This window comes from Pseudomonas sp. W5-36 (assembly GCF_046540455.1).
GTDB lineage: Bacteria > Pseudomonadota > Gammaproteobacteria > Pseudomonadales > Pseudomonadaceae > Aquipseudomonas > Aquipseudomonas graminis_B.
The window spans coordinates 16,969-41,985 of sequence record NZ_JAXCIQ010000005.1 but is presented as its reverse complement, the minus strand read 5'-3'; the positions used below and the strand labels follow the sequence as shown (position 1 = coordinate 41,985).

Below are 25,017 nucleotides of genomic sequence, written 5' to 3'. Positions count from 1 at the left end.
AGTGGGATTGGCTCCGACTGTAGGACCGGCTTTAGCCGGGAAGCCGTTGCCGTTGCCGTTGCCGTTGCCGTTGCTTTTGATCTTTCTCCACAAAAAGTCCAGACGACACACATCGCGACTTGGGTGCAGGCTGAACGCAGGTCTCGTGGAGTGGGCCGAGCCGCATGGATGCGGCGAGAGCGCCGTTGCGGACATGGATGTCCGTTCGGCGCGGGCCCACGGAGCGAGACCGGAGTGAGGGTATTCCGACGAAGGAGGAACCAAACTGAGAGCAAGCACCCTTGGTTACTTGGGGTGCTTTTCCAAGTAACTCGCCGAAGGCGAAACAGTCTGCCCCTAGGCAGACGCCCTTGATCTTGACGTAGGAAGCCGCACCGCATACCCCGGGGACAGATTAATTTACGGTGAAGCGCTGTAAATAAATCAGTCCCCTTTGGCCTTAGTCCCCTTTGGCCTTGATTTAAAAAACCTACCGAATCCCGAGTCGCCGGGCCAGGCGACTGAGGTTAGCCCGATCAACAACCAGCTCCCGCGCCACATCCGCCCATTTCCCCTGATGCCGCTCCAGCGCCTCGCCGATCAACCGCTTCTGAAACCCATCCACCGCCCCCTTCAACCCCTCGCCCGGCTGAATCACCGGCATGACGCCATTCGAATGCAACACAACAGGAGCAGGCCCCCCTGACTCATCAAGCCCCAAAACATCCGCCTCGATCGTCAAAATCCGCGGCCGCTCACCCTGCACCGACAGCGCCTTGAGCACCGCGCGGCTGATCAGATGCTCCAGCTCCCGCACGTTCCCCGGCCATGCATACGCCAACAGCGCCGCCTGCGCTTCCGGGCTCATGCGCAAACTGCGCAGCCCCATCCGCGCCCGGTTCTCCTCGAGGAAATACCCCGCCAGCAACAACACATCGCGCCCCCGTTCGCGCAACGGCGGCACCACCAACGGGTAAACGCTCAGGCGGTGATAGAGATCCGCGCGGAAGCGCCCGGCGCGCACTTCTTCTGCCAGATCACGGTTGGTCGCGGCGATGATGCGCACGTCCACGCGATGCTCCTGATCGGACCCGACGCGCTGCAACTGGCCGCTCTGCAACACCCGCAGCAACTTCGACTGCACCGGCAGCGGCAGCTCGCCGACCTCGTCGAGGAACAACGAACCGCCATGGGCCAGCTCGAACTTGCCGCTGCGTCCGCTGACCGCTCCGGAGAACGCGCCTTTCACATGGCCGAACAGCTCGCTCTCCACCAACAGTTCGGGCAGCGCGGCGCAGTTAAGGCTGATCAGTGGCTTCGCCGCCCGCGGCGACTGAAGGTGAGTGGCCTCGGCGACCAGCTCCTTGCCGACGCCGGTTTCGCCCGTGATCAGCACCGTCAGCGGGCTGTTGCCCACCAATTGGATTTCCTGCTGCAAACGCTTGTGCACCAGGCTTTGACCGATCAGCTCCCGAGGCCCGCGTCCGCCTGCGGCACGTTTGTACACCTCGGCCAACTGGCGCTGATCCTCAAAGCCACGGGCCAGTTGGCTGATCCGTTCGCTGGCCATCACCGTTGCCGCCGCCAGGCTGGCAAACGCCTGGAGATTGCCCAGATCGGCCTGGCCAAAGCGTGCAGGATCCAGGGAATCCAGGGTCATCACCCCCCACAGCGTGTTCTGCACGTACAGTGGACAACCGAGGCAATCGTGCACTTCCAGGTCGCCGTGCACGCCTTCAACCAGCCCGTCGTAAGGGTCCGGCAGATCGCAGTCGGTGGAGAAGCGGGTCGGTTCGCGGTTTTGCAGAATGATGTCCAGCCGCGGGTGCTCCCCCAGTCGGAACCGTCGCCCCAGGGTATCCGGACTCAGTCCCTCGACCGACAAAGGCACCAGCGCCTCATCCTCCAGCTTGAGCAACGCCACGGCGTCACACGGGAACAGCTGGCGCAGTGACCGCAGCAGGCGTCGGTAGCGCTCATCGTCCGGCAGGTCCCGGGACAGGTCGGCGACCAGCGGAGTGAGCGCCAGCAGCAAAGGATGGGTCATGAGAACTCCCGGCAACGGCATGGGAAGGGGGCAGTGGCGAGTCATTATGACTGCGATGCCAGTCGAAACGACAGCGCCGTCGCCAACGCAGCTCCCGCCGGTCTGCAGGAAGCACGCTACACACACATAGCCGTGAATCGCCGTATTAAACACGGCACTAAACCGTCATTGCCGAGAAGTCATTAGTTGGTCGCCAATTCTCCGGCAGCGCTTGTGTAATAAATGAAAAACTGCCGCGCTCACTTTTCTCAAAAACTCGCTACTTAATTCTGACGCCACCTCGCCGACGTCACGCCCGGGGCCCTTTAATTTAAATGAAGTTGTGAACATCCGATTTTGTTTATAGTCAGCCGACCCCACAGGAGCACTCACTATGGCCAGAATTCAGGGACGAGTTCTTGAAACTTACCCTCCCTTGGTAGTTGATCTCGACGGCACGTTATTGCGCTCGGATTTGCTCATGGAGACGGCCATGGCGTTCATTCGCGGCCAGCCGCTGAAAACCCTGAAAATGCTGGGCTGGCTGTTCAAAGGCAAAGCCGCGCTGAAAGAAGGCCTGGCGCTGAGCACCGAAATAGACGTCTCCGTGCTGCCTTACGATCCGCAGATCATCGAAATGATCCAGCGCGAACGAGACACCGGCCGCATGGTGGTACTGGCCACGGCGAGTCATGTAAGCCTCGCCGAGCGAATCGCCGAACACTTGCAGTTATTCGATCTGGTGCTGGCGTCCAATACCCACCGCAACTTGTCCGGCCACAACAAACGTGACCTCTTAGTTGCGCACTTCGGCGAGGGCGGATTCGATTACATCGGCAACTCGAAAGATGACTTGCCCATATGGGATGTGTCCCGCCAGGCCTATGTGGTCAATCCCGACAGAGGCGTGGAAGCCCAAGTAAGAGCACAAGTCAGCGTCGAGCCGACTATCCGCAGCAACTCGCCGGGCCTGCGGGACTGGCGCAAGGCCCTGCGCTTGCACCAGTGGTTGAAAAACGCGCTGATCTTCGTGCCGCTATTGGCGTCCCATCGCTTGGCGCAGTTCGAGTTGATGCGCGACGGCGTCATCGCGTTCCTTTGTTTCGGCCTGTGCGCTTCCAGCGTCTACATCCTCAATGACCTGCTGGACCTGTGCGACGACCGCCATCACAAAAGCAAATGCAACCGACCGTTCGCCAGTGGCCGCCTGTCGATCAAGACCGGGCTGGTGATGGTGCCGGCGCTGCTGGCGATGGCCTTCGGCGCCGCGATGCTGCTGTTGCCGTGGCAGTTTTCAGCGGTGATGGCCGCCTACTACTGCCTGACCCTGACCTACTCGCTGAGACTCAAACGCCTGATGGCCTGGGACGTGATCGCCCTGGCGATGCTCTACACCGCGCGAATCATCGCCGGCGTCGCGGCGTTCAGCCTCACTCTGACGTTCTGGATCCTCGCCTTCTCGATGTTCATTTTCCTCAGCCTGGCCATGGTCAAGCGTTACGCCGAGCTGCGCGATGCCCGCGCCCGGGAGATCAACACGTTGGCGAGGGGTCGCGGTTACCACCCCGGCGACCTGGACATGATCGCCTCACTGGGAGCGTCGTCGGGTTACCTCGCGGTGATGGTCCTGGCGCTGTACATCCAGGACGCGAAAACCACTGAGCTGTACGTCACCCCGCACATCATCTGGCTGGCCTGCCCGCTGCTGCTGTTCTGGGTGACGCGGGTGTGGATGCTGACCCATCGCGGGCAGATGAACGAAGACCCGGTGGTGTTCGCCATCCGCGACCGCACCAGTCAGCTGATCGGCGCGGCGTTTCTGATGATGTTCTGGATCGCCGCATGAGCACGCCGTTGTATTCCTGGGGACGTTTCCCCCGTCGTCCGCAACGCGGTCATGGCTGTGGGTGGCTCGACGAATTGCCTGCGCAAATGGACCGCGTGATCGGCGCCCACCGCAGCAGCCTGCCCTACGGCAACGGCCGCAGTTACGGCGACAGTTGCCTGGCGGCCAGCGATGAGGTGCTGCACATGCGCTCGCTGGACCGGCTGATCGAAGCCGACTGGAGCACCGGCGTGATCAAGGCCGAGGCCGGCATCACCCTGGCGGAAGTGCTGGCCGTGGCCATCCCCCAAGGCTGGTTTTTGCCGGTGACGCCCGGGACCCAGTTCGCCACCCTCGGCGGCGCCATCGCCAATGACGTTCACGGCAAAAACCATCATGTGCGCGGCACCTTTGGCCGCTACCTGCTGAGCTTCGGCCTGTTGCGCCACGGCGAGCCGGAGGTGATCTGCTCGCCTGAAGATCATCCAGCCCTGTTCGCCGCGAGCATCGGCGGGCTCGGCCTGACCGGGGTCATTCACTGGGCGCAGATCCAGTTGATGCCGATCCGCGCCAGCCAGATCGACACCACCACGGTGCGCTTCGCCAATCTGGCCGAGTTTTTTGCGCTGTCGGCCGAGCTGGACGCGCGCCACGAATACAGCGTCGCCTGGGTCGACTGCCTGGCCAAGGGTGCAGAGACCGGACGCGGTGTGTTCATCGTCGGCGACCACGCGCAGTACGGCTCCCTTGACGTCGGTCAGCGCAAGAAACTCAGCGTGCCCCTGACGCCGCCGGTATCGCTGATCAACACAGTCTCCCTCAGCGCCTTCAACACCCTGTACTGGCGCCTGCACACCCGCCAGCGCAAGCAGGGCCGCAGCGCCTACGAACCGTTCTTCTACCCCCTCGACCGGATCCTGCACTGGAACCGGATTTATGGCCGCCGGGGGTTTCAGCAATACCAGTGCGTCGTGCCTGCGGCGAATGCCGAAGCCGCCATGGGCGAACTGCTGCGCACCATTGCCGACGCTGGCCAGGGGTCGTTCCTTGCCGTGCTCAAGCGCTGTGGCGATATAGCCTCGCCGGGGCTGCTGTCGTTCCCCCTGGAAGGCACCTCCCTGGCGCTGGATTTTGCCCAGAGCGAGGCGCTGGGGAACGTGTTGTTCCCGCGTCTGGACGACATTGTTCGCGCCGCTGGCGGGCGCTTGTACCCGGCCAAGGACGCCCACATGAGCGGTGCCGATTTCCGGCGGGCCTACCCCGCCTGGGAGCAGTTGGAAGCGCTGCGCGATCCCTCTTTGATGTCCCGTTTCTGGAGCCGTGTGATCCTATGAAAACTGCAGAGAAGAAAGTCCTGATCATCGGCGCCACCTCGGCCATCGCCAGCGCGTGCGCACGGTTGTGGGCCACGGAAGGCAGCGATTTTTTCCTGGTGGCGCGCAACGTCGAGAAGCTGCAGCAGACCGCCGCCGACCTCAAGGCGCGCGGAGCGACCCACGTCACGCTGCACGAGATGGACGCCAACGACATCGAGGCGCATCCGCTGATGATGGGCCGCTGTCTGACTGCGCTGGGACAGATCGACATCGCCCTGATCGCCCACGGCACGCTGCCCGATCAGAAGGCCTGTGAGCGCGACGTGCACCTGGCGCTGAAGGAATTCGCCAACAACTGCACCTCGGTGATCGCCCTGCTCACGGTGCTGGCGATGCAGTTCGAAACCCAGCGCTGCGGCAGTCTGGCGATCATTTCTTCGGTAGCGGCTGACCGGGGTCGCCCTTCCAATTACCTCTACGGCAGCGCCAAGGCGGCGGTGTCGACCTACTGCGAAGGCTTGCAGGCGCGGCTGTTCAAAGTCGGCGTGCACGTCACCACCATCAAACCGGGCTTTGTCGACACGCCGATGACCCAGGGGCTGTCGTTGCCGGCGGCCCTGCTGGCACAACCGGCGCAGGTCGCCCAGCGCATCGTCAAAGGCATCGCCAACAAGGTGCCGACGCTCTACGCACCGGGTTTCTGGGCGCTGATCATGCTGGTCATTCGTTCGATCCCGCAGCCGGTGTTCAAGAGGCTGAATCTATGAGCGAAGCGGTGCCCGAGACTTCGCACCTGTCCGGCTGGCGCTACCGCGCGGTGGTGCTGTCGGTGGTCGGCTCGGCGTTGGGCTATCTCGGCTTTTCGCTGTGGGGCGGCTGGCAGGCAGTGGGCGCTGCGGTGAGCGAGGTCGGGCTGGTGGGCATTGTCATCGCGCTGCTCATGTCATCGGTCAACTACGGCCTGCGCTTTGTGCGTTGGCAGACCTACCTGAAAGTGCTCGGCCATCCCATGCCGTGGCGGCCGAGCCTGAACATTTATCTGGCCGGCTTTGCCCTGACCACCACGCCGGGCAAGGCCGGAGAAGCGATGCGCGGCGTGCTGCTGAAACGCTGGGGCGTGCCCTACCCGCAGAGTTTCGCGGCGTTTTTCAGCGAGCGGCTGTCGGACCTGTTCGCGGTGGTCTTGCTGACCCTGTTCGGCCTGTCGCTGTACCCCCAGGCGTGGCCGATGATCGTGGTCGGCGTGGCGCTGGTGGCGGTCGGGCTGGTGGTGCTGTCGCAACGTCGCCTGCTTGAGCGGATCACCGACATGGTGCCTGTGGGTGGCGGCAAGGTGCTCGGGCTGCTGCGCCATCTGCTGCAAGTGCTGGTGCATGCGCAGCAATGCCATCGTCTGCGCCTGATGCTCGGGCTGACCGCATTGAGCGTGGTCGCCTGGAGCGCCGAAGCCCTGGCGTTCGACTGGATTCTGAAATGGATGGGCGCGGATATCCCGGTGACGTTCGCGGTGTTTGTCTACGCCCTGGCAATGCTGGCCGGCGCAGTGAGTTTCATGCCTGGTGGACTGGGCGGCGCGGAGGCGGTGATGGTTGGCCTGCTGGTCTGGAAAGGCATGGACAGCGCCGACGCCGTGGCCGCCACCGTGCTGATTCGTCTGGCTACGCTGTGGTTCGCCGTGGCCATCGGCGCGGTGATGCTGATCAGGCTCAAAAGCGAGGCTGCAACGCCTCAGGCTCAACCGGTTCAATAACGCTTTTCGACGGGATTAAAGGGACAGGAGTGCAAGTCATGGTGGCAGCAGTACGTTATCGAGCGTTATTCGGCATTCCCCTGTTGCTGGCGGTGGCCGCCGTGGTCTGGAGCTTTCTGGCCTCCAGCGGCCCGATTCAATGGATGGACAACGGCATCTTCATCGCAGACGCCTCGCAGGGTCGCTATTTCAGCGACACCCTCGGCCCGCTGGATCACCCGTTGTACCTGTTCGTGACCACGGCGCTGTTCGCTCACTTCGGCCCGCTGGTGCTGAGTTTCATGAACTCGATGCTGCTGATCCCGCTGGGCTGGGCGATCTTTCGTCTGGCCAGAGGCGTCGGTGCGACGTCGCAGCAGGCCTTGCTGGCGATTGCCGCGGCGGTGTTGTGCCATTGCGTGTTCTGGGTCTCGACCAAAGCCGAGGTTTATCTGCTGCACACGCTGCTGGTAACCCTGGCCTACATGGTGCATTTTCGCGATAAATCGCGCTTGGGCCTGCTCACCGCGCTGTTCGTCATCGGCATCCTCACCGGCCTCGCCGCCGCCATTCACCAACTGACGTTCATCGTGCTGTTCCCGCTCTACGTGCAGCTGGTCTGGCAGCACAGGGCGCGGGTGCTGTTGACGATCCCGGGGTTTGTGCTGGGCTTTGCGGTGGCGATCCCCGGTATTCTGCAGGAGCTGCAAAACGGCTTGAGCCTGATCGACATCGGCCACCGTTACCTGATTGGCATCCCCGACAAGACCACGGAACAGAGCTGGCAGGGTTCGCTGTTTCGCTTCGACGACATGTGGCACGAGAAGAACTCGGTAGTGCTGCTGATGCTTTCCCTGCTCGGCCCGCAACTGGTGGCGCTGGTGCTGTTCCCGAAAAGCCGGCGGCTGCGGCTGCTGTGGTGCGCGGCGGTGCTGAACTTCCTCTTCGCCGTGTCATACAACGTAACCGACCGCTTCACGTTTTTTCTGCCTGGCGCGGTGCTGCTGAGCATCATCGGCGTGATCCATGTGCAGGCGTGGCTGGCGCGGCACAATGCCGCCGTTGTCGCCTATGCCCTGCCCCTCAGCGGCCCGGTGACCCTTCTGACGGTGTACGCGATTTACGCCAGCGGTGTCGTTGCGCTGCCCACCCACAAGGAAGCGCTGCCTTTCCGTGACGATATCCATTACTTCATGGCGCCGTACCTGCGCGATCGTTCGGCGGAGGCGTTCGTGCACAGTTACGAACAATCAGCTCCCCTAGGCGCGCTGATTGTTGCGGACTGGACGCCCAACGGCGCATTGCGTTCGGCGCAAGCCAGCGGCCTGCTCAAAGGACGAACCGTGGCGCTGTGCGAAGGCGCAAAAAACATCGAGTCGTACTTGAACGGCCCGGGTGCCTTCCTGGCGCGGACCAGTTACTGCTCGAGCATCTCGGATCGCTTTGATCTGCAGACGTTGGCGGTGGGGTACGAATTGCGCGCGAAAAAAGCGGACGGGCAAAGCAGCCCAAACGTGCTCGTGAATCCACTGAGAGGCGGATGACCGTCCGTCGGATCGAATGCACCTCTTGCGTTGGCGGGTTGACCAATAGGTATCCATGACAACAAAGGGATTCACATCATGATCAAGACTAAATTGACTGCCCTGACACTCGCTGGCCTGATGGTTGTTGCTACTGGCTCCGCGTTCGCTGGTTCCACCGGCCCAACCGATCCGATCGACAAGAATGGCCCGAAGCCAAGCACCTCGACCAGCGGTCAAAACAACGACGGCAGCTCCCCAGGCACGTCGACCCCAGGCACTAAAGGCATGGGCAGCACCAACGGCACCAACCGTGGTGACGCTGACGGCGGCGGCATGACCAATGGCAGCGGCATGGGCGGCAGCGGCGGCGGTACCGGTGGTGGCGCGAGCGGTTCCAGCGGCAGCAAGTAAATCGCTGTGCTGACCGTGTGCCTCTGAGCGAACGTAGCGCCGAGGCAGCACTGAATACGATGAAGGGCCGAATAAGATTCGGCCCTTTTTTCGTTTCTCGTTCCCGGAAAAGGCCGACCGCCTCACGCCACTGCCCAAAGGTTATCAAGGGTGGACCACCCGGCCTCTTCCCGGCTGAAGCCGGTCATCCGATGGAATTGCGGCATTCCGCAGGACTGCTTTAGCCGGGAAAGCGTATGACTTTTCATTGCAAAACCCGAGGAGAAACACGGGCCTAAATTTTCCGCCGTCGCTGTCGATACGCTATTTGTAGAGCCCCAATAGCGGGTTGGACCCGATCAGTGAAAGGCAAAAGCATGTACACAAACATTTTTCTGCTGGTAGAGCATGGCCGCGATCAAGGTGAAGTATCTGTTTTGGGCTGGTTCGATGACGAACGCGCCGCGCAGGACACCGCCGAAGCCATGGAGTGGAAAGCATATCGCGATGAAGCCAAACGTCATCATCAATGGTCGAGCCAGCCGTTGCTGCCGCCGGACCAGACGGCCCATCGACGATTCTGGGTCAAAGGCATCTCGAAATTCAGCCACACCCCGGCGCCCCGTTCGTGGGCGGTGCATTGATCTCTGTTGAGCAGAAACTCAGCGCAGCGGGCACCGCCGAGGTGCCCTGCTACTTGTAATTGCCCGACGCTGGCTCGTCAGCAGAACTGATTCAAGACAGAGTCGGTCGCTCGACAACCTCGCCCTCCCACACGCCTTCATGCCGACGGGCAATCACCAGGCAGTCGCCCGTACCCGTCGCGCTTACCACCCGCTCACCTCCGGGTGACCAAAATGCGCTGCGTCCCGCGCAGGCCCAGCCTCCCGACGGTCCGCCATGGTTGGCCATCAACACGCCCATCGAATGCGCACAGGCATAGCTCTGCAGCAATTCAGCGTCTCGCGCATAGCCTTCTTCGCTGATCAAGACGCTGCTGGCGTACAGACTGGCGCCAACTTGCGCCGCTGCCTGGGCGTGGCCGGCGTGGGTAAAATCCGCACAGACCGACAGCGCAATGCGCTCGGCGCCGATATCCACCAGCGCACCGCCCTCCCCGCCACTGAAAACCGCCTCTTCTCCCGGATGAAGATGCTGCTTGGTGTAGACCGACTGCGATCCATCGGCGGCCATCACCAGTGCGCCAATCAGGATGATTTCGCTGCCGGGTTGACGCAGTGGCAGCCCCACCACGGTGGTCATCCCTGACTGCGACGCGAGCTCACGCAGCGGTTGCAAACACTCGGCGTCAGGTGTCTGAGCGAGTTCGCGCGCGAGGAACGGCTCGTAGCCGGTCAAGGACAACTCGGGGAACAGCAGAAACTGAACGCCATGCTCGACCGCGCGGCGCATGGTGTGAAGATGCCGGTCGATGTTGACGTTGATGTCACCGGCGACCGAGCAGTATTGAGCAGCACATATCACGAGGTTTGTCATAGGAACTCGTTTTTTTCAGACAGCGAGGCAGTGACGAATGCTTCGATCAACTGACGTTGCGGCGGCGGCAAGCGGTCAGGCACGCGCAGTGTATTCTTCACGCTGCACAGCTCCTCGACCCGTCTGACATCGCGGAGACTCCCTAGCGGTTTTTCTGGGTATTAACAAAGTTTAGAAAATCCTGAGAGGGCAATGCTTTCGAATATAACCAACCCTGGGCGTAATCCACCTTATACAGTCGCAGGTAATCTGCCTGATGGGGGCTCTCGATGCCCTCGGCAACAATTTCCAGACCCAGCGTTTTAGCCATTGCAATAATATGCGTCACCACCGAACTGGACGCTGAAGATTTATCGATGGCGTCCACGAAGGATTTATCAATCTTGAGCACATTGACAGGAAGGCGCTCAAGGTATTGCAAGCTGGAGTACCCCGTACCAAAGTCATCGATTGCAATCTTGAAGCCCAGCGCTCGCGCTTTTTTTAATGTCGTAACGGCCGATTCAACATCAACGAAGCCTCGCTCAGTGGCCTCTATCCATATTTGACTGTTGTTAATCATCGAGCCTTTCAACGCTTGATGAAGCGTGTCAAGAAAACGCCCGGATTTTAGATCATCTGCACAGATGTTGATGGACACATGAAGACGGCGGTTATCTCGTAGAAGGTGCGCCATGTCTCTGACGACGCCCTGGATGACCTGGTCAGTGATGGGCAAAATCAGCCCTGTTTCTTCAGCCAGCGGAATGAACTGATCAGGGGCCACAACCGTGCCGTCTGGTCTCAGCCACCGAACCAACGCCTCGGCCCCAGTACATTCCTCAGTTTCAAGATCAATGATCGGTTGATAGTGAACAGTGAACTCCCGCTGGGCGATTGCGATCTGCATCTCGGCCATCGGCGAGAGTCTGATTCGCATGATCCGGATGACTGACATTACGACAATCAAGCCGATCCCCAGGCCTATGGGCAACATCCAGGCCAACTCGCTATAAAAGCTGGTGTCGACGCTTTTTATCGGCTCAGCCACAAGGGAGGACCAGTCGTCTTGAGTGGAAACAGCATAGAGATAGTCTTTACTCTTGCGATCTCGGTTTGATACGAGTTGGGAAATCGTCTTCTCATCCGCTCCCTGGGAAATATTCACCAATTGGCCTTGGTAGAAAACACCGAGTTGCATTCGATCATCCAGAATGATGTCGCTGAGCCTTCCTGCATTTATAAGGACGCGGTAGGCGCCACGATGCATGATCGTGATCGGCTGGATCCCCTGGTCACTCGGGATCAGGCGAACATTGGATTTTATAGCCTCTCGCATCGGTATAAGTCGACGTCGTCGATTCAGACAGTATCGACGTGCCCCCCCATGATGTGCAGGCAAGCGACCCTCGCTCCAGATAATCAATTTCTTCGACCGCACGGGTGTTCACGGTCGCTTTTCGCATTAACGAAATATGCTCTGGAGAACACGGCACCCCAGCCCAGTTCTCCATCTGCGCTATAACATTGAGCCCTTGTTGCAATGACAAGCTAATGTTTTTGAGCGCTCGCTCGGAGTAAGTCGCCAAATGAGTCCTTTCTTTGGCCAGCGCCCTTTCCCAGGAAATGTAAGCCATCGTGATCATAGGAAGAACTGCCCCTATCAGCCCTGACAGGGTGGCTATGATGATGACTCTGGATTTACGCATTCCCTTGCCTCAAAAAATGGACTCATCCTGTACTGATGCTCATTACCTCTCGTTCAGAGTGTGATTTATCCGGAACGACCGAGCAAGAAGGCGCGGAACGTTTTCACCCCTAAGACATTCTGCGCACCCCATCGCCGCTCGAAAACCCAAAGGCCACTCACTGGACGGACGTCCGGCACCTGAGATAGCGTGCGGCTCCGACCGACTTCCAGGCAGCCTCCCATGACCGACCGTCAACTCATCGTCCCGGATGAAATGCGCCTGCTCGCCGAACGCGCAGGCTATGCCCCTGCCGTCAAGGTCGGCAAAACCCTCTACTGTGCCGGCCAGGTCGGTCGAACCCATGAGCTGGCCGTGATCGAAGACCCGGAGCAGCAATTCCTGGCAGCGTGGGAAAACCTGCGGCGTGTATTGGCCGCTGGAGGATGCACCTTCGAGGACATCGTCGATCTGACCACCTACCACATCGATCTGCACCGCCATATGCCCGTATTCAGGGCGGTGAAGGACAGCGTCTTCCCTCGTGGCACCTGTGCATGGACATGCCTGGGCGTCAGCGACCTCGCAAAGCCTGGCCTGCTGGTGGAAATCAAATGCGTCGCGGTGCAGCGCTGATCATGAAGGGGGTGCCTTGCGCGGGACACGCAAGGCGAAAGGGCTCGGATAACGCAGGCTGACCCGCCGGGTATTCCGACACGTCAGCCTGGCGATTTGCCTCAACGCGCGGTGATTTTCCAGGCGCGGTGGATTTTGCCGTTGCGTGCAAAGTCCGGGTCGACCGTGTGCTGGGTGATTTCTTCCACCGCATAACGCTCGACCAGCGTCTCTTCGAGCTGGAATTTGCGGAAGTTGTTGGAGAAATACAGCACGCCGCCCGGCGCCAGGCGCGCCATCGCCAGGTCGATCAGTTGAACCTGATCGCGCTGCACGTCGAACACGCCTTCCATGCGCTTGGAGTTGGAGAAGGTCGGCGGGTCGATGAAGATCAGGTCGTACTCATCGCGACTGGCCTCCAGCCACACCATCACGTCGCCCTGCTCCAGACGGTTCTTGTCCGAGAAACCGTTCAGCGACAGGTTGCGACGCGCCCAGTCCAGATAGGTTTTCGACAGGTCGACGCTGGTGGTGCTGCGCGCCCCGCCCTTGGCCGCGTGCACGCTGGCGGTCGCGGTGTAGCAGTACAGGTTGAGGAAACGCTTGCCCGCCGCTTCGCGCTGAATGCGCATGCGCATCGGCCGGTGATCGAGGAACAGGCCGGTGTCCAGGTAATCGGTGAGGTTGACCAGGAGCTTCACGCCGCCTTCGTTGACCTCATTGAATTTGCCCTGGGCGCTCTGGCGTTCGTACTGCTTGGTGCCGCTCTGCCGTTCGCGGCGCTTGACTACCACGCGGCTCTTGTCGATGCCGAGCGCCTGGGGAATGGCCGCCAGGGCGTCGAACATGCGGATCGAAGCCTTTTCCGGGTCGATGGACTTCGGCGCGACGTATTCCTGAACGTGGACCCAGTCGTGGTACAGGTCGATGGCCATGGCGTACTCGGGCATGTCCGCATCGTAGACGCGGTAGCAATCGATGCCTTCGCGCTTGACCCACTTGCTCAGCGCCTTGACGTTCTTCTGCAAGCGATTGGCGAACATCTGCCCGCCCTCGCTCAGGCGCGGTTGCTCGATGACCGGCGCAGGGGCCGGCATCGGCTTGATCGGGTTGCCATTCTTGTTGTACTGGCGCTCTTGGGGTTCGTCCGGCGCCTGATCGTAAGCGGCTTGCTCACGCTCGGCCTGACGCTGCTCCGGGGTGCGACGCTCGCCGGTGACGAACTGATCCGGCAGCACTTTGATCAACAACAGCTTGCAGGGCAGTGCGCCGTTCCAGAACGCGTATTGCTTGTGGCTGCGAATGCCCATGCGCTTGCCCAGATCGGGCGCGCCGGTGAACACCGCCGCTTCCCAGTTCAGGCAGGCCTGACGCAGACGCTCGCCGAGGTTCTGATAGAGGTACAACAGGCTCGCCTCGTCGCCAAGACGCTCGCCGTACGGCGGGTTGCAGATCACCAGACCGGTCTGGTTCTGGTCGGGACGCGGCTCGAACGTCGCCACTTCGCCCTGGTAGATCTTGATCCACTCGCTCAGGCCTGCGCGCTCGACGTTGTTGCGGCCTGGCTGAATCAGGCGCGGATCGGCTTCGTAACCACGAATCCACAGCGGCGGCTTGGCCAGGCCTGCTTGCGCACGTTCCTGCGCTTCGTCATGCAGCTTGCGCCAGATCGCCGGCACATGGCCGAGCCAGGCGGAGAAACCCCAGCGCTCGCGCTTGAGGTTGGGCGCGATGTCGGCGGCAATCATCGCCGCCTCGACCAGGAACGTACCCACGCCGCACATCGGGTCAGCCAGCGCGCCGCCTTCAGCGGCAATGCGCGGCCAGCCCGAACGGATCAGGATCGCGGCGGCGAGGTTTTCCTTGAGCGGCGCGGCGCCCTGCTGCAGACGATAGCCGCGCTGGTGCAGGCTGTGGCCGGACAGATCCAGGGACAGAATCGCTTCGCCCCGGTCCAGACGCAGGTGCACGCGCAGATCCGGGTTGAGCTTGTCGACCGACGGGCGTACGCCGTCTGCCGTGCGCAGGCGGTCTACGATGCCGTCCTTGACCTTCAAAGCACCAAAATGGGTGTTGTCGATGCCCGAACCGTGACCGCTGAACTCCACGGCCAGCGTGCCTTCCGCTTCCAGATGGTCAGCCCACTCGATGTCGTGCACGCCGTGGTAGAGGTCCTCGGCGTCCTTCATCGGGAAACGCTTGAGCACCAGCAGCACCCGGTTGGCAAGCCGCGACCACAGGCACAGCCGGTAGGCAGTTTCCATGTCGGCGGTGCCGCGGATGGCGGAAGTGTGTTCGCGGGTTTCCTCGAGACCGAGGGCGGTGGCTTCCTCGGCCAGCAAGCCTTCGAGGCCTTTTGGGCAGGTGAGGAAAAGTTCGTAACGGTCCGACATGAGTATTCCAGAGCCTAAGGCTATAGCGGCCGGACAACGCATTGTCCGACCCGATTCCAACAAACGCCTTTCAAGGAGGACGCCTGCGCGGCACACAGTTTGTGCCTGTCCCTCGCACCGATACATTTCGAGTGCGACGGTCCGCCAGCACTTGAGCGCCGACGTTTTGATCCTAAAAAAACACTATTCAGCACGACGGCGGCTGCAATAAAAAGTCACATCGCTGACCCTTCGTCGTTTTTCCTCTGAGCGCAAACCGCCAGTACTCTCAATTGCGAAACACTTGCACTGCGACGTGAAAGCCCCGTTTAAAAGGGGCCCCCGCAAAAAACACTGGTCAAACGAGTGAATGCTTATGGTCGTAATGCCTGAATGGTTACGTTCTTATGACAAAACGATCATTCACAGCGCATCTTTCATTGGTTAGAAATCACTCAAGGTCATCGCCGCAACGGCGGTGGCATCAAGCCCGCGACGCCGGCAGCGGGCCGCTAACGGCAGAAGATTTTCTGCCGGACCTCAACCTGAGGTCTCCAGGGACATTACAGTCAACAAACGAGGGCAATACCCTATGAGAAGACTTAAGCGTGATCCGATGGAAAGAGCATTTTCGCGCGGATACCTATACGGCGTATCCGGTAAATCCCGTGAGCTTTGCCCATTTACTCTACCGTCAGTGCGTCAAGCCTGGATCAACGGCTGGCGAGAAGGACGCGGCGACAACTGGGACGGTATGACCGGCACTGCGGGCATTCATAGACTCAACGAACTTCACGCGGTCGGCTGACGCAACCCTCATGTTACAGCCTGACCTAAAGCTTCTTGACCCAACGCTGGTTATAAATAGCTGATCGCTTCACCGTTACCACGCACGCCCCACCCGGGCGGCGGGCCAAGGCCCAAGAGGGGTTCCAGTCGGAGCCCCTCTTTTCGTCTGGATGATCAGCGGGACATCGACGCGATCGCGTCCACCGACTGGCGAATCAACGCCGGCCCCTTGTAGATAAAGCCTGAATAAATCTGCACCAGACTCGCACCTGCCGCGATCTTATCGGCCGCGTGCCTGCCTTCGGTGATGCCGCCGGCGGCAATGATCGGCAAGCGCCCGCCCAGCTCACCGGCCAGCACCTTGACGATGTGCGTGCTCTGCTCGCGCACCGGCGCGCCCGACAGGCCGCCTGCCTCGTCGCCATGGGGCAACCCTTCGACGCCCTGACGGCTGAGGGTGGTGTTGGTCGCGATCACCGCGTCCATGCCCGACTCCAGCAGCGCGCCGGCAACCAGCACGGTCTCTTCGTCGCTCATGTCCGGGGCAATCTTGATGGCGAGCGGCACGCGTTTGCCGTGGATCAGCGTCAGCGCTTCCTGACGCACCCGCAGGGCTTCGAGCAGTTGCTTGAGTGAATCGCCGAACTGCAGGCTGCGCAGGCCCGGCGTATTGGGCGAGCTGACGTTGACGGTGACGTAACTGGCGTGGGCGTACACTTTGTCCAGGCAGATGAGGTAATCATCCACGGCGCGCTCCACCGGCGTGTCGGCGTTCTTGCCGATGTTGATGCCCAGCACGCCGTTGTATTGCGCGGCCTGCACCCGGCTGACCAGGTTGTCGACGCCCAGGTTATTGAAACCCATGCGGTTAATGATGGCTTCGGCGTGGGGCAGACGGAAAATGCGCGGTTTCGGGTTGCCCGGTTGCGGGCGCGGCGTGACAGTGCCGACCTCGACGAAACCGAAGCCCAGCTGCGAGAAGCCGTCGATGGCCGCGCCGTTCTTGTCCAGCCCCGCCGCCAATCCGACCGGGTTGGGGAAGCGCAGGCCCATGACGGTCACCGGCAGCTGCATCGGCGCCTTGTTGAACAGGCCGTTGAGCCCCAGACGCCCGCCCGCTCCGATCAGGTCGATGGACAGATCGTGGGAAGCTTCGGGGGAGAGTTTGAACAGTAACTGGCGGGCCAGGTTATACATGGGCGGGGGCGGCTCGATTGCGGCTGGGATCAGCGGCGGATTATAAACGCCGGTGCAGGCGAAGCGCGAGGCATGTCGCGAACTTTGCTGACTGACCTGTTCGCCGCTGGCATATCGCTTGCTTTAAGTCCTGCATCGACTCGATCCAATGGCGGAGCGAGACACAGGACAATGACGTCGCTGTCGCCCCGGTTTCAATCGGGGCGAGGCGGCGTTTTTTTTGGACGACCGGCAGCGTTGAAAGGCGCGTCGGCCTCCACGCGGAATGGCACTCATGAATGACACGCTCACCCCCTCGCTGGCCTGGGTCAACGGCAGCGATGCACCGGAGCTGGCCAGCGTCGACCTCGGCTTCATGGCGCTCACCGACAGCGCCTCGCTCATCGTCGCCGCGACCCAGGGCTTCGCCCAGCCCTATGGCCTGCACATCAATTTGCACCGGCAGTCATCGTGGGCCAACCTGCGCGACAAACTGGTCAGCGGCGAACTGCACGCGGCCCACAGCCTTTATGGCCTGGTCTACGCCGTGCAACTCGGACTGGCCGGACCGGCGAAGAACATGGCGGTGCTGATGGGGCTGAACCAGAACGGTCAGAGCATCAACCTGTCGAGGGCGCTGCAGGACGCAGGCGTGACCACTCCTGATGCACTCGATCGACGCACGCACCAAAGCGACCCAAAACTCACGTTCGCCCAAACCTTCCCCACCGGCAACCACGCCCTGTGGCTGTATTACTGGCTCGCGAGCCAAGGCATTCACCCACTGCGCGACGTCGACAGCGTGGTGGTGCCGCCGCCGCAGATGGTCGAGCACCTGCAGGCCGGTCGCATCGACGGCTTTTGTGTCGGCGAGCCGTGGGGTGCCAGCGCCGTTCAGCAGAACCTGGGCTTCACCCTGGCGACGTCCCAGGCCATCTGGCCGGATCACCCGGAAAAGGTGCTGGGGTGCAGCCTGGAATTTGTCGAGCAATACCCGAACACGGCGCGCGCGCTGGTGATGGCCGTGCTTGAAGCCAGTCGCTTCATCGAAGAAAGCGCTGACAACCGCCGAAGCACCGCGCAGTTGCTCGGCGCCCCCGAGTACGTCAATGCACCCGTCGGCGCTATCGAATCGCGGCTACTGGGCGAGTACGACGACGGGCTCGGCAGCCGGTGGCACGACCACCATGCCATCCGCTTCCATGATGAAGGCCGGGTCAACATGCCGTGGCTGTCTGACGGCATGTGGTTCATGACCCAGTTTCGCCGCTGGGGCTTGCTGCGCGAAGACCCGGATTACCTCGGCGTCGCCCGCACCGTCCAACAGCTTGGCCTGTACCGCGAGGCCGCCGAGGCACTGGGCATCGCCGTGCCGCCCTCGCCCATGCGCAGCAGCCAGTTGATCGACGGCAAGATGTGGGACGGCAGCGACCCGGCGTGTTATGCCCGCAGCTTCAAGCTGCACGCGCTGGCCGATGCCGCCCTCGCTCATGCCGATCGCTGAGGAGACGCCACCATGCTGCGAATCCTGCTGATCAATGACACCCCCAAAAAAGTCGGTCGCCTGAAAGCGGCGCTGACTGAAGCCGGTTTCGAGGTCATCGATGAATCCGGGCTGATCATCGACCTCCCCGCACGGGTTCAGGCCGTGCGACCGGACGTGATCCTCATCGACACCGAATCACCGGGGCGTGATGTGCTGGAGCAAGTGGTGCTGGTGACCCGGGATCTGCCGCGCCCGATCGTGATGTTCACCGACGAGCACGACCCCGGCGTGATGCGCCAGGCGATCAAGTCCGGGGTCAGCGCCTACATCGTCGAAGGCATTCACGCGCAACGCCTGCAGCCGATTCTGGACGTCGCCATGGCCCGCTTCGAAAGCGACCAGGACCTGCGCGCGCAACTGCACGCCCGCGATCAGCAATTGGCCGAACGCAAGCGCATCGAGACGGCGAAAGGCCTGCTGATGAAGATGAAGCAGTGCAACGAGGAAGAGGCCTACACCCTGATGCGACGCCAGGCCATGAGCCGGCAGGAGAAACTGATTCAGGTGGCGGAGCAGATCATTGCCATGAGCGAACTGTTGGGCTGAGCCCCTCCACGTCCGAACCGCGCGCGCTGATTTCATTCCGCCTGCATACCGGCGCACCTTTGGCCCATGTATTGCTAGTCACACCTCACAGGTAGCCAACGGCGGTTGCCCACTCACGACAAAGACGTCGCACCCCTTCGCACAAGCGCACAGGGCTGCGGCGTTTTTTCGTTTTTGCCTTGAACACGTCGAGGCGGGTGGAGTGCCGGTCTGGTGCTTCGCCTGCATGACCTGACCCGTAGCGGTGCGAGCAACACCTCCACCGAACACGAATCCCTGCAGATGAGGTGTTAGATGAACACGAGTTTCTGGAAAGCCGGCCACAAACCGACATTGTTCGCAGCGTTTCTGTATTTCGACCTGAGCTTCATGGTCTGGTACCTGCTTGGCCCGATGGCCGTGCAGATTGCCGCCGACCTGCACCTGACCACCCAGCAACGCGGCCTGATGGTGGCGACGCCGATTCTCGCGGGTGCCGTGCTGCGCTTCATCATGGGCATGCTGGCCGATCAGTTATCGCCGAAAACCGCCGGAATCATCGGCCAGGTGATCGTCATCGCCGCGCTGCTCTGCGCCTGGCAACTGGGCATTCACAGCTATGAGCAGGCGCTGCTGCTCGGTGTGTTCCTCGGCATGGCGGGCGCGTCGTTCGCCGTGGCGCTGCCGCTGGCTTCGCAGTGGTATCCGCCGCAGCATCAGGGCAAAGCGATGGGCATCGCCGGCGCCGGCAACTCCGGTACCGTGTTCGCGGCACTGATCGCACCGGTGCTCGCCGCCAGCTTCGGCTGGAACAACGTGTTCGGCTTTGCCGTGGCGCCGCTGCTGCTGACCCTCATCGCGTTCTCGCTGATGGCAAAAAACGCTCCGGAACGCCCGAAAGCCAAATCCATGGCTGACTATTTCAAAGCCCTGGGCGACCGCGACAGCTGGTGGTTCATGTTCTTCTACAGCGTGACTTTTGGCGGCTTCATCGGCCTGGCCAGTGCCCTGCCCGGCTATTTCAACGATCAATACGGCCTGAGCCCGGTGACCGCGGGTTACTACACCGCGGCCTGCGTCTTCGGCGGCAGCATGATGCGCCCACTGGGCGGCGCACTCGCCGATCGCTTTGGCGGCATTCGAACGCTGTCCGGCATGTACGCCGTCGCGGCGATCTGCATCGCCGCCGTCGGTTTCAACCTGCCCAGCTCGTGGGCAGCGCTGGCACTCTTCGTCGCGGCCATGCTCGGCCTTGGTGCCGGCAACGGCGCGGTGTTCCAGCTCGTGCCGCAACGCTTTCGCAAAGAGATCGGCGTCATGACCGGCCTGATCGGCATGGCCGGCGGCATCGGTGGCTTCCTGCTCGCCGCCGGGCTTGGCGCCATCAAGCAGAACACCGGCGAGTACCAACTGGGCCTGTGGCTGTTTGCATTCCTGGGTGTGCTCGCCTGGTTCGGCCTGATGAACGTCAAGCGTCGTTGGAGAACCACCTGGGGTTCGGCCGCTGTCACCGCTGCCCGCGTTTAGACCGTGAGCGTCAATCAGCCGCTGACGCCGGTCGCGCCCACCACGACCGGCTTGCAGTTGCGCGTTGCCGAATTCAGCGCAACCGGGCCGCGGGCGGAGAATCAGGACGCCATTCGCGTGGTAACTCCTGCTCCGGCGCTGGCGGCCAGCAAGGGGTACCTGTTCGCCCTCGCCGACGGCGTCAGTCAATGTGCCGACGGCGGACTGGCGTCCCGGGCCACGCTGCAGGCGCTGGCCATGGATTACTACGCAACCCCGGAAACCTGGAGCATCGCCCAGGCCCTCGACCGCCTGCTGCTGGCGCACAATCGCTGGCTGCTGGCCAACGGCTTATTGACCACGCTGAGTGCGCTGGTCCTGCGCGGGCGCCGCTTCACCCTCGCCCACGTCGGCGACTGTCGCGTGTACCGCTGGCACACAGGGCAGCTCCAGCGCATCAGCCAGGACCACGTTTGGGAACAGCCGGACATGCAACACGTGCTGAAACGCGCGCTGGGTCTGGATCAATACGTGGTCATGGATTACCTCGACGGCGAACTGCGCCAGGGCGAGCGCTTGCTGCTGGTGAGCGACGGCGTGTGGGCAACGTTGGGCGATGAACGAATCGCCTCGATTCTCAACGAACAGGCCGATCTGGATACGGCTGTCCGAACGCTGATCAACGCCGCTCATCTGTCTGGCAGCGCCGATAACGCGAGCGCGTTGCTGATTCAGGTCGATCAGTTGGGCTCCGACAGCCTGGGCGAAACGCTGCTGCAACTTCAGCAATGGCCTGTCCCGCCCCTTCTCAAGGCAGGCCAGACGTTTGAAGGTTGGCAAGTCGAGACACGTTTGACCGACTCGCGACAGTCCCTTGTGTATCGCGTACGCGACAGCCAGCAGCAACATTGGTTATTGAAGACGCTGCCGCCTTCTCGCTTTGACGAGGCCGGCGCGGCGGAGGCTTTGCTGCTGGAGGAGTGGTTCTTGCGTCGCGTCGCGGGTCGCTTCTTTCCAGCCCTGCACCCCCTCGGCCAGCGCCAGCATCTGTACTACGTGATGCGTGAGTACTCCGGCCAGACCCTGGCTAAAATCTTCGATCAGGAAGGGCCAATGGCGCTGTCGCCGTGGCTGAGTCTGGCCCGGGAACTGATCGCTGCCGTGGGTCTGCTGCACCGGCGCAACATCATCCATCGAGACATCAAGCCTGAGAATCTGCTGCACGAGCAGGCGGGAGGTTTACGCATTCTGGATTTCGGGCTTGCCTACAGCCCGGGCCTGTCAGTGGATCAAAGCGGCGATGTACCCGGCACCCCCAGCTTTATGGCCCCTGAAGCCTTCGACGGCGCAGGGCCAAGCCCAGACTTTGATCTGTATGCCGCCAGCGTCACGCTGTACTTCCTGCTGACCGGCCACTACCCCTACGGCGAGATCGAACCCTTTCAGCGCCGCCGCTTCGGTAATCCGCTGCCCGTCAGCCGTTACCGACCGGATGTCCCGGAGTGGCTGGATCAGCATCTGCAGCGCGCCCTGCAAGCTGATCCGCAGAAGCGCTTCGAGACCGCAGAGCACTGGCTCGTGCACTTTCAACAGGGAGAGCTTTCGCCGCTGAATACACGTACGACACCACTGCTGGAGCGTGAGCCCCTTAAGGTCTGGCGCGCAGTGGCTTTGTTGTCGCTGCTGATCAATCTGGTTTTGTGGGTGTTGCTGGTCAAACGCTAGTGCGGACTTAGTCGTTTAAGTGGATCCGCTTAGAGGGATCCAGTGTGACCCCGGTCTCTTTGCTTAGACGGCCGGACAGCGAATCAGGGGGACTGCGGGGTTAAATCGCAGGCAAAGAAAAACCCGGCCTGAGCCGGGTTTTTCGTGAAGCGGGGCTAATTACTTAGCTTGGGCTTCTACTTGTGCTTCTACGCGACGGTTTACAGCGCGGCCAGCGTCAGTTGCGTTGTCAGCAACTGGGCGGGATTCGCCGTAGCCAACCGAGTTTACGCGGTTAGCGCCAACACCGTACTGGTTAACCAGAACTTGCTTAACGGCGTTTGCACGACGCTCGGACAGCTTCTGGTTGTAAGCGTCAGGACCGACGGAGTCAGTGTGACCTTCAACAGTGGTGGTGGTCTGTGGGTACTGCTTCATGAAGTCAGCCAGGTTCTTGATGTCGCCGTAGCTGTTTGGCTTCACAACCGACTTGTTGAAGTCGAATTTAACGTCCAGCTCAACACGTACGACTTCAGCAACAGCTGGGCAGCCGTTAGCGTCAACAGTCACGTTTGCCGGGGTGTCTGGGCACTTGTCAACGTTGTCGCAGACGCCGTCGTTGTCGCTGTCGGAGCACACTTCAGCTACTGGAGCTGGTGCTGCTTCAACTTTCTTCGAACCGCCGCCGAAGTTCACACCGATACCGACGCTTGGCGCCCACTCGGTGTCGCCTTGGTCGATGTTGTACTGAGCTTCAACGCCAGCACGGGCATAGAAGTTGTCAGTGAAGTACAGCTTGGCACCGCCGCCGATGTTGGCGAAGGTGGAGCGGTTACGACCGTTGCTGCCGTTCTGATCGATGCTCTGATCGGAGAAACCAGCCGAAACGTATGGACGCAGCATGTCACCCGGGTTGTTGAAGTGGTACAGAGCGTCCAGAGCGGTGTTCGCGCCCTTGATGTTCTGGCCATTGTCGCTACGGACGTTGTGCACTTCGTCATAGCCCAGACGCAATTCAACGTCGTCGGTTAGGAAGTAGCCAACAGAACCGCCGAACAGGTTGCCGTCGTTTTTGAAGTTACGAGCGCTGTCGAACTGTTCTTTCTTGGCGAAGCCTTCGATTTCGACTGCGCCTTGGCCTTGAGCCAGAGCGCCGAACGAAGTTGCGGCAACAATAGTACCAATGGCCAAGCCCAAGGTGTTTTTCAGTTTCATCCGTTAAATCCCCATCTGGTGATTGTAAAGCAGTCCCCCTTAGCGAGAGACAACTCGTCGGCAAGTCTATCAGAACTTGCCTGCTCGTTAGAGATATTTGCACCGAGTTAAGTTTCGGTAACGCCTGCAAATTTCTCACGTAATTTATCAAGTGCCCGTTTGTAACGCATTTTCGTGGCACTCAGGCCCATGTGCATGATGTCTGCGATCTCCTGAAATTCCAGTTCTGCGACAAATCGTAGCACCAGAATTTCCCTGTCGATCGGGTTCACATGCACAAGCCAACGATCAAGCCCGCCCTTTTCTTCTGGTTTCGGCGTCTTTTCTTCCGACGCTTCCTCGAGGGGGTCAAGACTCAAAGCGTCCAGTAACCGACGCTTTCGCCGCTCCTTCCTGTACTGCGTGATGCATTCGTTGTACGTGATGCTGTAGAGCCAGGTTTTGAACTTCGATTTACCCTCGAAGTTTTTCAAGCCATACAACACCTTAAGCATCACTTCCTGACAGACATCATCAGCATCGCGATCGTTCCCCAGATACCGTGCGCAGACGTTAAAAAGTGTCCGCTGGTAACGACGCATCAGCTCTTCGTAGGCACGCGTCACATGAAACAGCTCGGCGTGCGAACGCGCAACCAGCTCCTCATCGGAGAGCTCGCGTGGGTCGTAGCGCAAAGAGGGCGTTTGAACGTTATTCAAAACAAGTCGTGCCGACAGTCGGGTAGATGTCCGCCGCGCCCGGGAATCGCCCGGGTTTTGCGGCGGCATACATTAGCAGATTCGCCGGCTCAACGGCTGCTCACTCGCTGCTCGAGGAGAGCCCGGTTGGACATCGATACCAACTCGCCTTCCTCGGTCAGCAGGGTGGTCTTCACCGTGCCAATTTCTTCGATCTGCCCTTCGACCTCTCCAACACGCACTTGTTGCCCCACCTGGTACAACTCACGTACATAAATTCCTGCCAGGATCTGGCTCGCGATCTCGCGACTTCCCAGCCCAATGGCCAGCGCAACGGCCAGACCAACGGTAATCAATCCGATAACGATCACATGGTTCAGCAGGTCGGTCTTGACCTCCAGCTGACTGATCGCCACCGAAATACTGATGATGATCACCAGCCACTGGGCGATTCGCCCCAGGCCAGCCGAGTAATCCAGGCCTACGCCTTCCGCAGCGCCGCGAACAATACCGTTGACTAACTGCGCGAGCAAGACCCCGACCAGCAGCACCAGTGCAGCGCCGAACACCTTCGGCAGGTACAGCGCCAGCATGTCCAGCGTCGCGGAAACCCGCTCCAGCCCCAGCGATTCTGCCGCCGACACCAGGAAAATCAAGAGCACGAACCAGTAAACGATCTTGCCGATCAGCGTCGATATCGGGACCTGAATACCCGCGCGGCTGATCAGCTTGGTCAACCCGGTGCCGCCCATCAGGCGATCCAGACCGAGCTTGGCCAACAACTTGGAAAGCAGGGTATCGAGCAGCTTTGCCACCACGAAACCCAGAAGCACCACGACCAGCGCGCCGAACAGATTCGGGATGAAGTTCGCGACTTTGGTCCACAACGCAGTCATTGCAGTAACCAGGCTCTGCGTCCAGAGATCCAATTCCATAT

General features: G+C 61.0%; 22 protein-coding genes. 13 read left to right on the top strand and 9 right to left on the bottom strand.

What is annotated here, in order from left to right; genetic code table 11:
* Positions 1-469: 469 nt before the first annotated feature.
* On the bottom strand, positions 470-2,047 hold the full coding sequence (gene norR / locus SLW74_RS10735; protein ID WP_410928847.1) for a nitric oxide reductase transcriptional regulator NorR: 1,578 nt from the start codon (positions 2,045-2,047) through the stop codon (positions 470-472).
* Positions 2,048-2,399: 352 nt separating this feature from the next.
* Here norR and SLW74_RS10730 point away from each other — a divergent pair, with 352 nt between their 5' ends.
* The 7 genes from SLW74_RS10730 to SLW74_RS10700 all read left to right on the top strand — a co-directional run bounded on the left by SLW74_RS10730 (position 2,400) and on the right by SLW74_RS10700 (position 9,435).
* Entirely contained in the window at positions 2,400-3,851 is a 1,452-nt protein-coding gene (locus SLW74_RS10730) for a UbiA family prenyltransferase (RefSeq protein WP_410928846.1), read from the top strand.
* On the top strand, positions 3,848-5,164 hold the full coding sequence (locus tag SLW74_RS10725) for an FAD-dependent oxidoreductase (protein WP_410928845.1): 1,317 nt from the start codon (positions 3,848-3,850) through the stop codon (positions 5,162-5,164). Before SLW74_RS10730 ends, SLW74_RS10725 begins: the two co-directional genes overlap by 4 nt.
* Complete coding sequence (locus SLW74_RS10720) at positions 5,161-5,913, top strand: SDR family oxidoreductase (protein ID WP_410928844.1); 753 nt, start codon at positions 5,161-5,163, stop codon at positions 5,911-5,913. The genes SLW74_RS10725 and SLW74_RS10720 overlap by 4 nt, the downstream gene beginning before the upstream one ends.
* On the top strand, positions 5,910-6,896 hold the full coding sequence (locus SLW74_RS10715; protein WP_410928843.1) for a lysylphosphatidylglycerol synthase transmembrane domain-containing protein: 987 nt from the start codon (positions 5,910-5,912) through the stop codon (positions 6,894-6,896). Before SLW74_RS10720 ends, SLW74_RS10715 begins: the two co-directional genes overlap by 4 nt.
* 38 nt (positions 6,897-6,934) lie before the next feature.
* A complete protein-coding gene (locus tag SLW74_RS10710) occupies positions 6,935-8,419 on the top strand; it encodes a DUF2723 domain-containing protein (protein WP_410928842.1) in 1,485 nt (494 codons plus the stop codon).
* A 78-nt stretch (positions 8,420-8,497) separates the two neighbouring features.
* Positions 8,498-8,812 carry a hypothetical protein gene (locus SLW74_RS10705; RefSeq protein WP_410928841.1) on the top strand — a complete coding sequence of 105 codons (315 nt, stop codon included), beginning with the start codon at positions 8,498-8,500 and terminating at the stop codon, positions 8,810-8,812.
* Between the two features lie 356 nt (positions 8,813-9,168).
* Positions 9,169-9,435 carry a hypothetical protein gene (locus SLW74_RS10700; RefSeq protein ID WP_065988488.1) on the top strand — a complete coding sequence of 89 codons (267 nt, stop codon included), beginning with the start codon at positions 9,169-9,171 and terminating at the stop codon, positions 9,433-9,435.
* Positions 9,436-9,526: 91 nt separating this feature from the next.
* Here SLW74_RS10700 and SLW74_RS10695 read toward each other — a convergent pair whose 3' ends face one another.
* From SLW74_RS10695 to SLW74_RS10685, 3 genes are all read right to left on the bottom strand, one after another.
* Complete coding sequence (locus SLW74_RS10695) at positions 9,527-10,288, bottom strand: carbon-nitrogen hydrolase family protein (protein ID WP_410928840.1); 762 nt, start codon at positions 10,286-10,288, stop codon at positions 9,527-9,529.
* 142 nt (positions 10,289-10,430) lie between these two features.
* On the bottom strand, positions 10,431-11,537 hold the full coding sequence (locus SLW74_RS10690; protein ID WP_410928839.1) for an EAL domain-containing protein: 1,107 nt from the start codon (positions 11,535-11,537) through the stop codon (positions 10,431-10,433).
* A 25-nt stretch (positions 11,538-11,562) separates the two neighbouring features.
* Positions 11,563-11,976, bottom strand: coding sequence for a CSS-motif domain-containing protein (locus SLW74_RS10685; protein ID WP_410928838.1), 414 nt, complete (start codon positions 11,974-11,976; stop codon positions 11,563-11,565).
* Positions 11,977-12,198: 222 nt separating this feature from the next.
* Here SLW74_RS10685 and SLW74_RS10680 point away from each other — a divergent pair, with 222 nt between their 5' ends.
* Complete coding sequence (locus SLW74_RS10680; protein WP_410928837.1) at positions 12,199-12,591, top strand: RidA family protein; 393 nt, start codon at positions 12,199-12,201, stop codon at positions 12,589-12,591.
* Between the two features lie 101 nt (positions 12,592-12,692).
* Here the strand turns inward: SLW74_RS10680 and rlmKL are convergent, their stop codons facing one another.
* Positions 12,693-14,963: a bifunctional 23S rRNA (guanine(2069)-N(7))-methyltransferase RlmK/23S rRNA (guanine(2445)-N(2))-methyltransferase RlmL gene (rlmKL, locus tag SLW74_RS10675; RefSeq protein WP_410928836.1), complete on the bottom strand. Its 2,271-nt coding sequence runs from the start codon at positions 14,961-14,963 to the stop codon at positions 12,693-12,695.
* Positions 14,964-15,534: 571 nt separating this feature from the next.
* On the opposite strand from rlmKL, the gene rmf reads away from it, so the two are divergent.
* The gene (gene rmf / locus SLW74_RS10670; RefSeq protein WP_410928835.1) at positions 15,535-15,750 is read left to right on the top strand and encodes a ribosome modulation factor; all 216 of its coding nucleotides are present in this window, start codon (positions 15,535-15,537) and stop codon (positions 15,748-15,750) included.
* Positions 15,751-15,905: 155 nt separating this feature from the next.
* Here rmf and SLW74_RS10665 read toward each other — a convergent pair whose 3' ends face one another.
* Positions 15,906-16,928 (bottom strand): quinone-dependent dihydroorotate dehydrogenase, encoded by a 1,023-nt coding sequence (locus SLW74_RS10665; RefSeq protein ID WP_296307238.1) that lies wholly within the window; start codon positions 16,926-16,928, stop codon positions 15,906-15,908.
* Between the two features lie 274 nt (positions 16,929-17,202).
* On the opposite strand from SLW74_RS10665, the gene SLW74_RS10660 reads away from it, so the two are divergent.
* The 4 genes from SLW74_RS10660 to SLW74_RS10645 all read left to right on the top strand — a co-directional run bounded on the left by SLW74_RS10660 (position 17,203) and on the right by SLW74_RS10645 (position 22,209).
* Positions 17,203-18,411 (top strand): CmpA/NrtA family ABC transporter substrate-binding protein, encoded by a 1,209-nt coding sequence (locus SLW74_RS10660; protein ID WP_410928834.1) that lies wholly within the window; start codon positions 17,203-17,205, stop codon positions 18,409-18,411.
* A 12-nt stretch (positions 18,412-18,423) separates the two neighbouring features.
* Positions 18,424-18,999, top strand: coding sequence for an ANTAR domain-containing response regulator (locus SLW74_RS10655; RefSeq protein WP_410928833.1), 576 nt, complete (start codon positions 18,424-18,426; stop codon positions 18,997-18,999).
* Between the two features lie 294 nt (positions 19,000-19,293).
* Entirely contained in the window at positions 19,294-20,505 is a 1,212-nt protein-coding gene (locus SLW74_RS10650) for a nitrate/nitrite transporter (protein ID WP_192130242.1), read from the top strand.
* Between the two features lie 51 nt (positions 20,506-20,556).
* Positions 20,557-22,209, top strand: a complete 1,653-nt coding sequence (locus tag SLW74_RS10645) for a protein kinase domain-containing protein (RefSeq protein ID WP_410929045.1) — start codon at positions 20,557-20,559, stop codon at positions 22,207-22,209.
* 159 nt (positions 22,210-22,368) lie between these two features.
* Here SLW74_RS10645 and SLW74_RS10640 read toward each other — a convergent pair whose 3' ends face one another.
* From SLW74_RS10640 to SLW74_RS10630, 3 genes are all read right to left on the bottom strand, one after another.
* A complete protein-coding gene (locus tag SLW74_RS10640; protein WP_065988496.1) occupies positions 22,369-23,403 on the bottom strand; it encodes an OmpA family protein in 1,035 nt (344 codons plus the stop codon).
* Between the two features lie 107 nt (positions 23,404-23,510).
* Positions 23,511-24,101: an RNA polymerase sigma factor SigX gene (gene sigX, locus SLW74_RS10635; protein WP_065988497.1), complete on the bottom strand. Its 591-nt coding sequence runs from the start codon at positions 24,099-24,101 to the stop codon at positions 23,511-23,513.
* Positions 24,102-24,190: 89 nt separating this feature from the next.
* Positions 24,191-25,015 (bottom strand): mechanosensitive ion channel family protein, encoded by an 825-nt coding sequence (locus SLW74_RS10630; RefSeq protein ID WP_410928832.1) that lies wholly within the window; start codon positions 25,013-25,015, stop codon positions 24,191-24,193.
* Between the last annotated feature and the right edge of the window lie 2 nt (positions 25,016-25,017).

Coding starts and splice junctions, on each gene's coding strand:
- SLW74_RS10655 (WP_410928833.1), top strand. CDS start 18,424: ATGCTGCGAATCCTGCTGATCAATGACACCCCCAAAAAAGTCGGTCGC.
- SLW74_RS10650 (WP_192130242.1), top strand. CDS start 19,294: ATGAACACGAGTTTCTGGAAAGCCGGCCACAAACCGACATTGTTCGCA.
- SLW74_RS10640 (WP_065988496.1), bottom strand. CDS start 23,403: ATGAAACTGAAAAACACCTTGGGCTTGGCCATTGGTACTATTGTTGCC.
- SLW74_RS10680 (WP_410928837.1), top strand. CDS start 12,199: ATGACCGACCGTCAACTCATCGTCCCGGATGAAATGCGCCTGCTCGCC.
- SLW74_RS10730 (WP_410928846.1), top strand. CDS start 2,400: ATGGCCAGAATTCAGGGACGAGTTCTTGAAACTTACCCTCCCTTGGTA.
- SLW74_RS10700 (WP_065988488.1), top strand. CDS start 9,169: ATGTACACAAACATTTTTCTGCTGGTAGAGCATGGCCGCGATCAAGGT.
- SLW74_RS10720 (WP_410928844.1), top strand. CDS start 5,161: ATGAAAACTGCAGAGAAGAAAGTCCTGATCATCGGCGCCACCTCGGCC.
- norR (WP_410928847.1), bottom strand. CDS start 2,047: ATGCCGTTGCCGGGAGTTCTCATGACCCATCCTTTGCTGCTGGCGCTC.
- rlmKL (WP_410928836.1), bottom strand. CDS start 14,963: ATGTCGGACCGTTACGAACTTTTCCTCACCTGCCCAAAAGGCCTCGAA.
- SLW74_RS10685 (WP_410928838.1), bottom strand. CDS start 11,976: ATGCGTAAATCCAGAGTCATCATCATAGCCACCCTGTCAGGGCTGATA.
- rmf (WP_410928835.1), top strand. CDS start 15,535: ATGAGAAGACTTAAGCGTGATCCGATGGAAAGAGCATTTTCGCGCGGA.
- SLW74_RS10705 (WP_410928841.1), top strand. CDS start 8,498: ATGATCAAGACTAAATTGACTGCCCTGACACTCGCTGGCCTGATGGTT.
- SLW74_RS10630 (WP_410928832.1), bottom strand. CDS start 25,015: ATGGAATTGGATCTCTGGACGCAGAGCCTGGTTACTGCAATGACTGCG.
- SLW74_RS10715 (WP_410928843.1), top strand. CDS start 5,910: ATGAGCGAAGCGGTGCCCGAGACTTCGCACCTGTCCGGCTGGCGCTAC.
- SLW74_RS10690 (WP_410928839.1), bottom strand. CDS start 11,537: ATGCATCGTGGCGCCTACCGCGTCCTTATAAATGCAGGAAGGCTCAGC.
- SLW74_RS10665 (WP_296307238.1), bottom strand. CDS start 16,928: ATGTATAACCTGGCCCGCCAGTTACTGTTCAAACTCTCCCCCGAAGCT.
- SLW74_RS10710 (WP_410928842.1), top strand. CDS start 6,935: ATGGTGGCAGCAGTACGTTATCGAGCGTTATTCGGCATTCCCCTGTTG.
- SLW74_RS10725 (WP_410928845.1), top strand. CDS start 3,848: ATGAGCACGCCGTTGTATTCCTGGGGACGTTTCCCCCGTCGTCCGCAA.
- SLW74_RS10660 (WP_410928834.1), top strand. CDS start 17,203: ATGAATGACACGCTCACCCCCTCGCTGGCCTGGGTCAACGGCAGCGAT.
- SLW74_RS10695 (WP_410928840.1), bottom strand. CDS start 10,288: ATGACAAACCTCGTGATATGTGCTGCTCAATACTGCTCGGTCGCCGGT.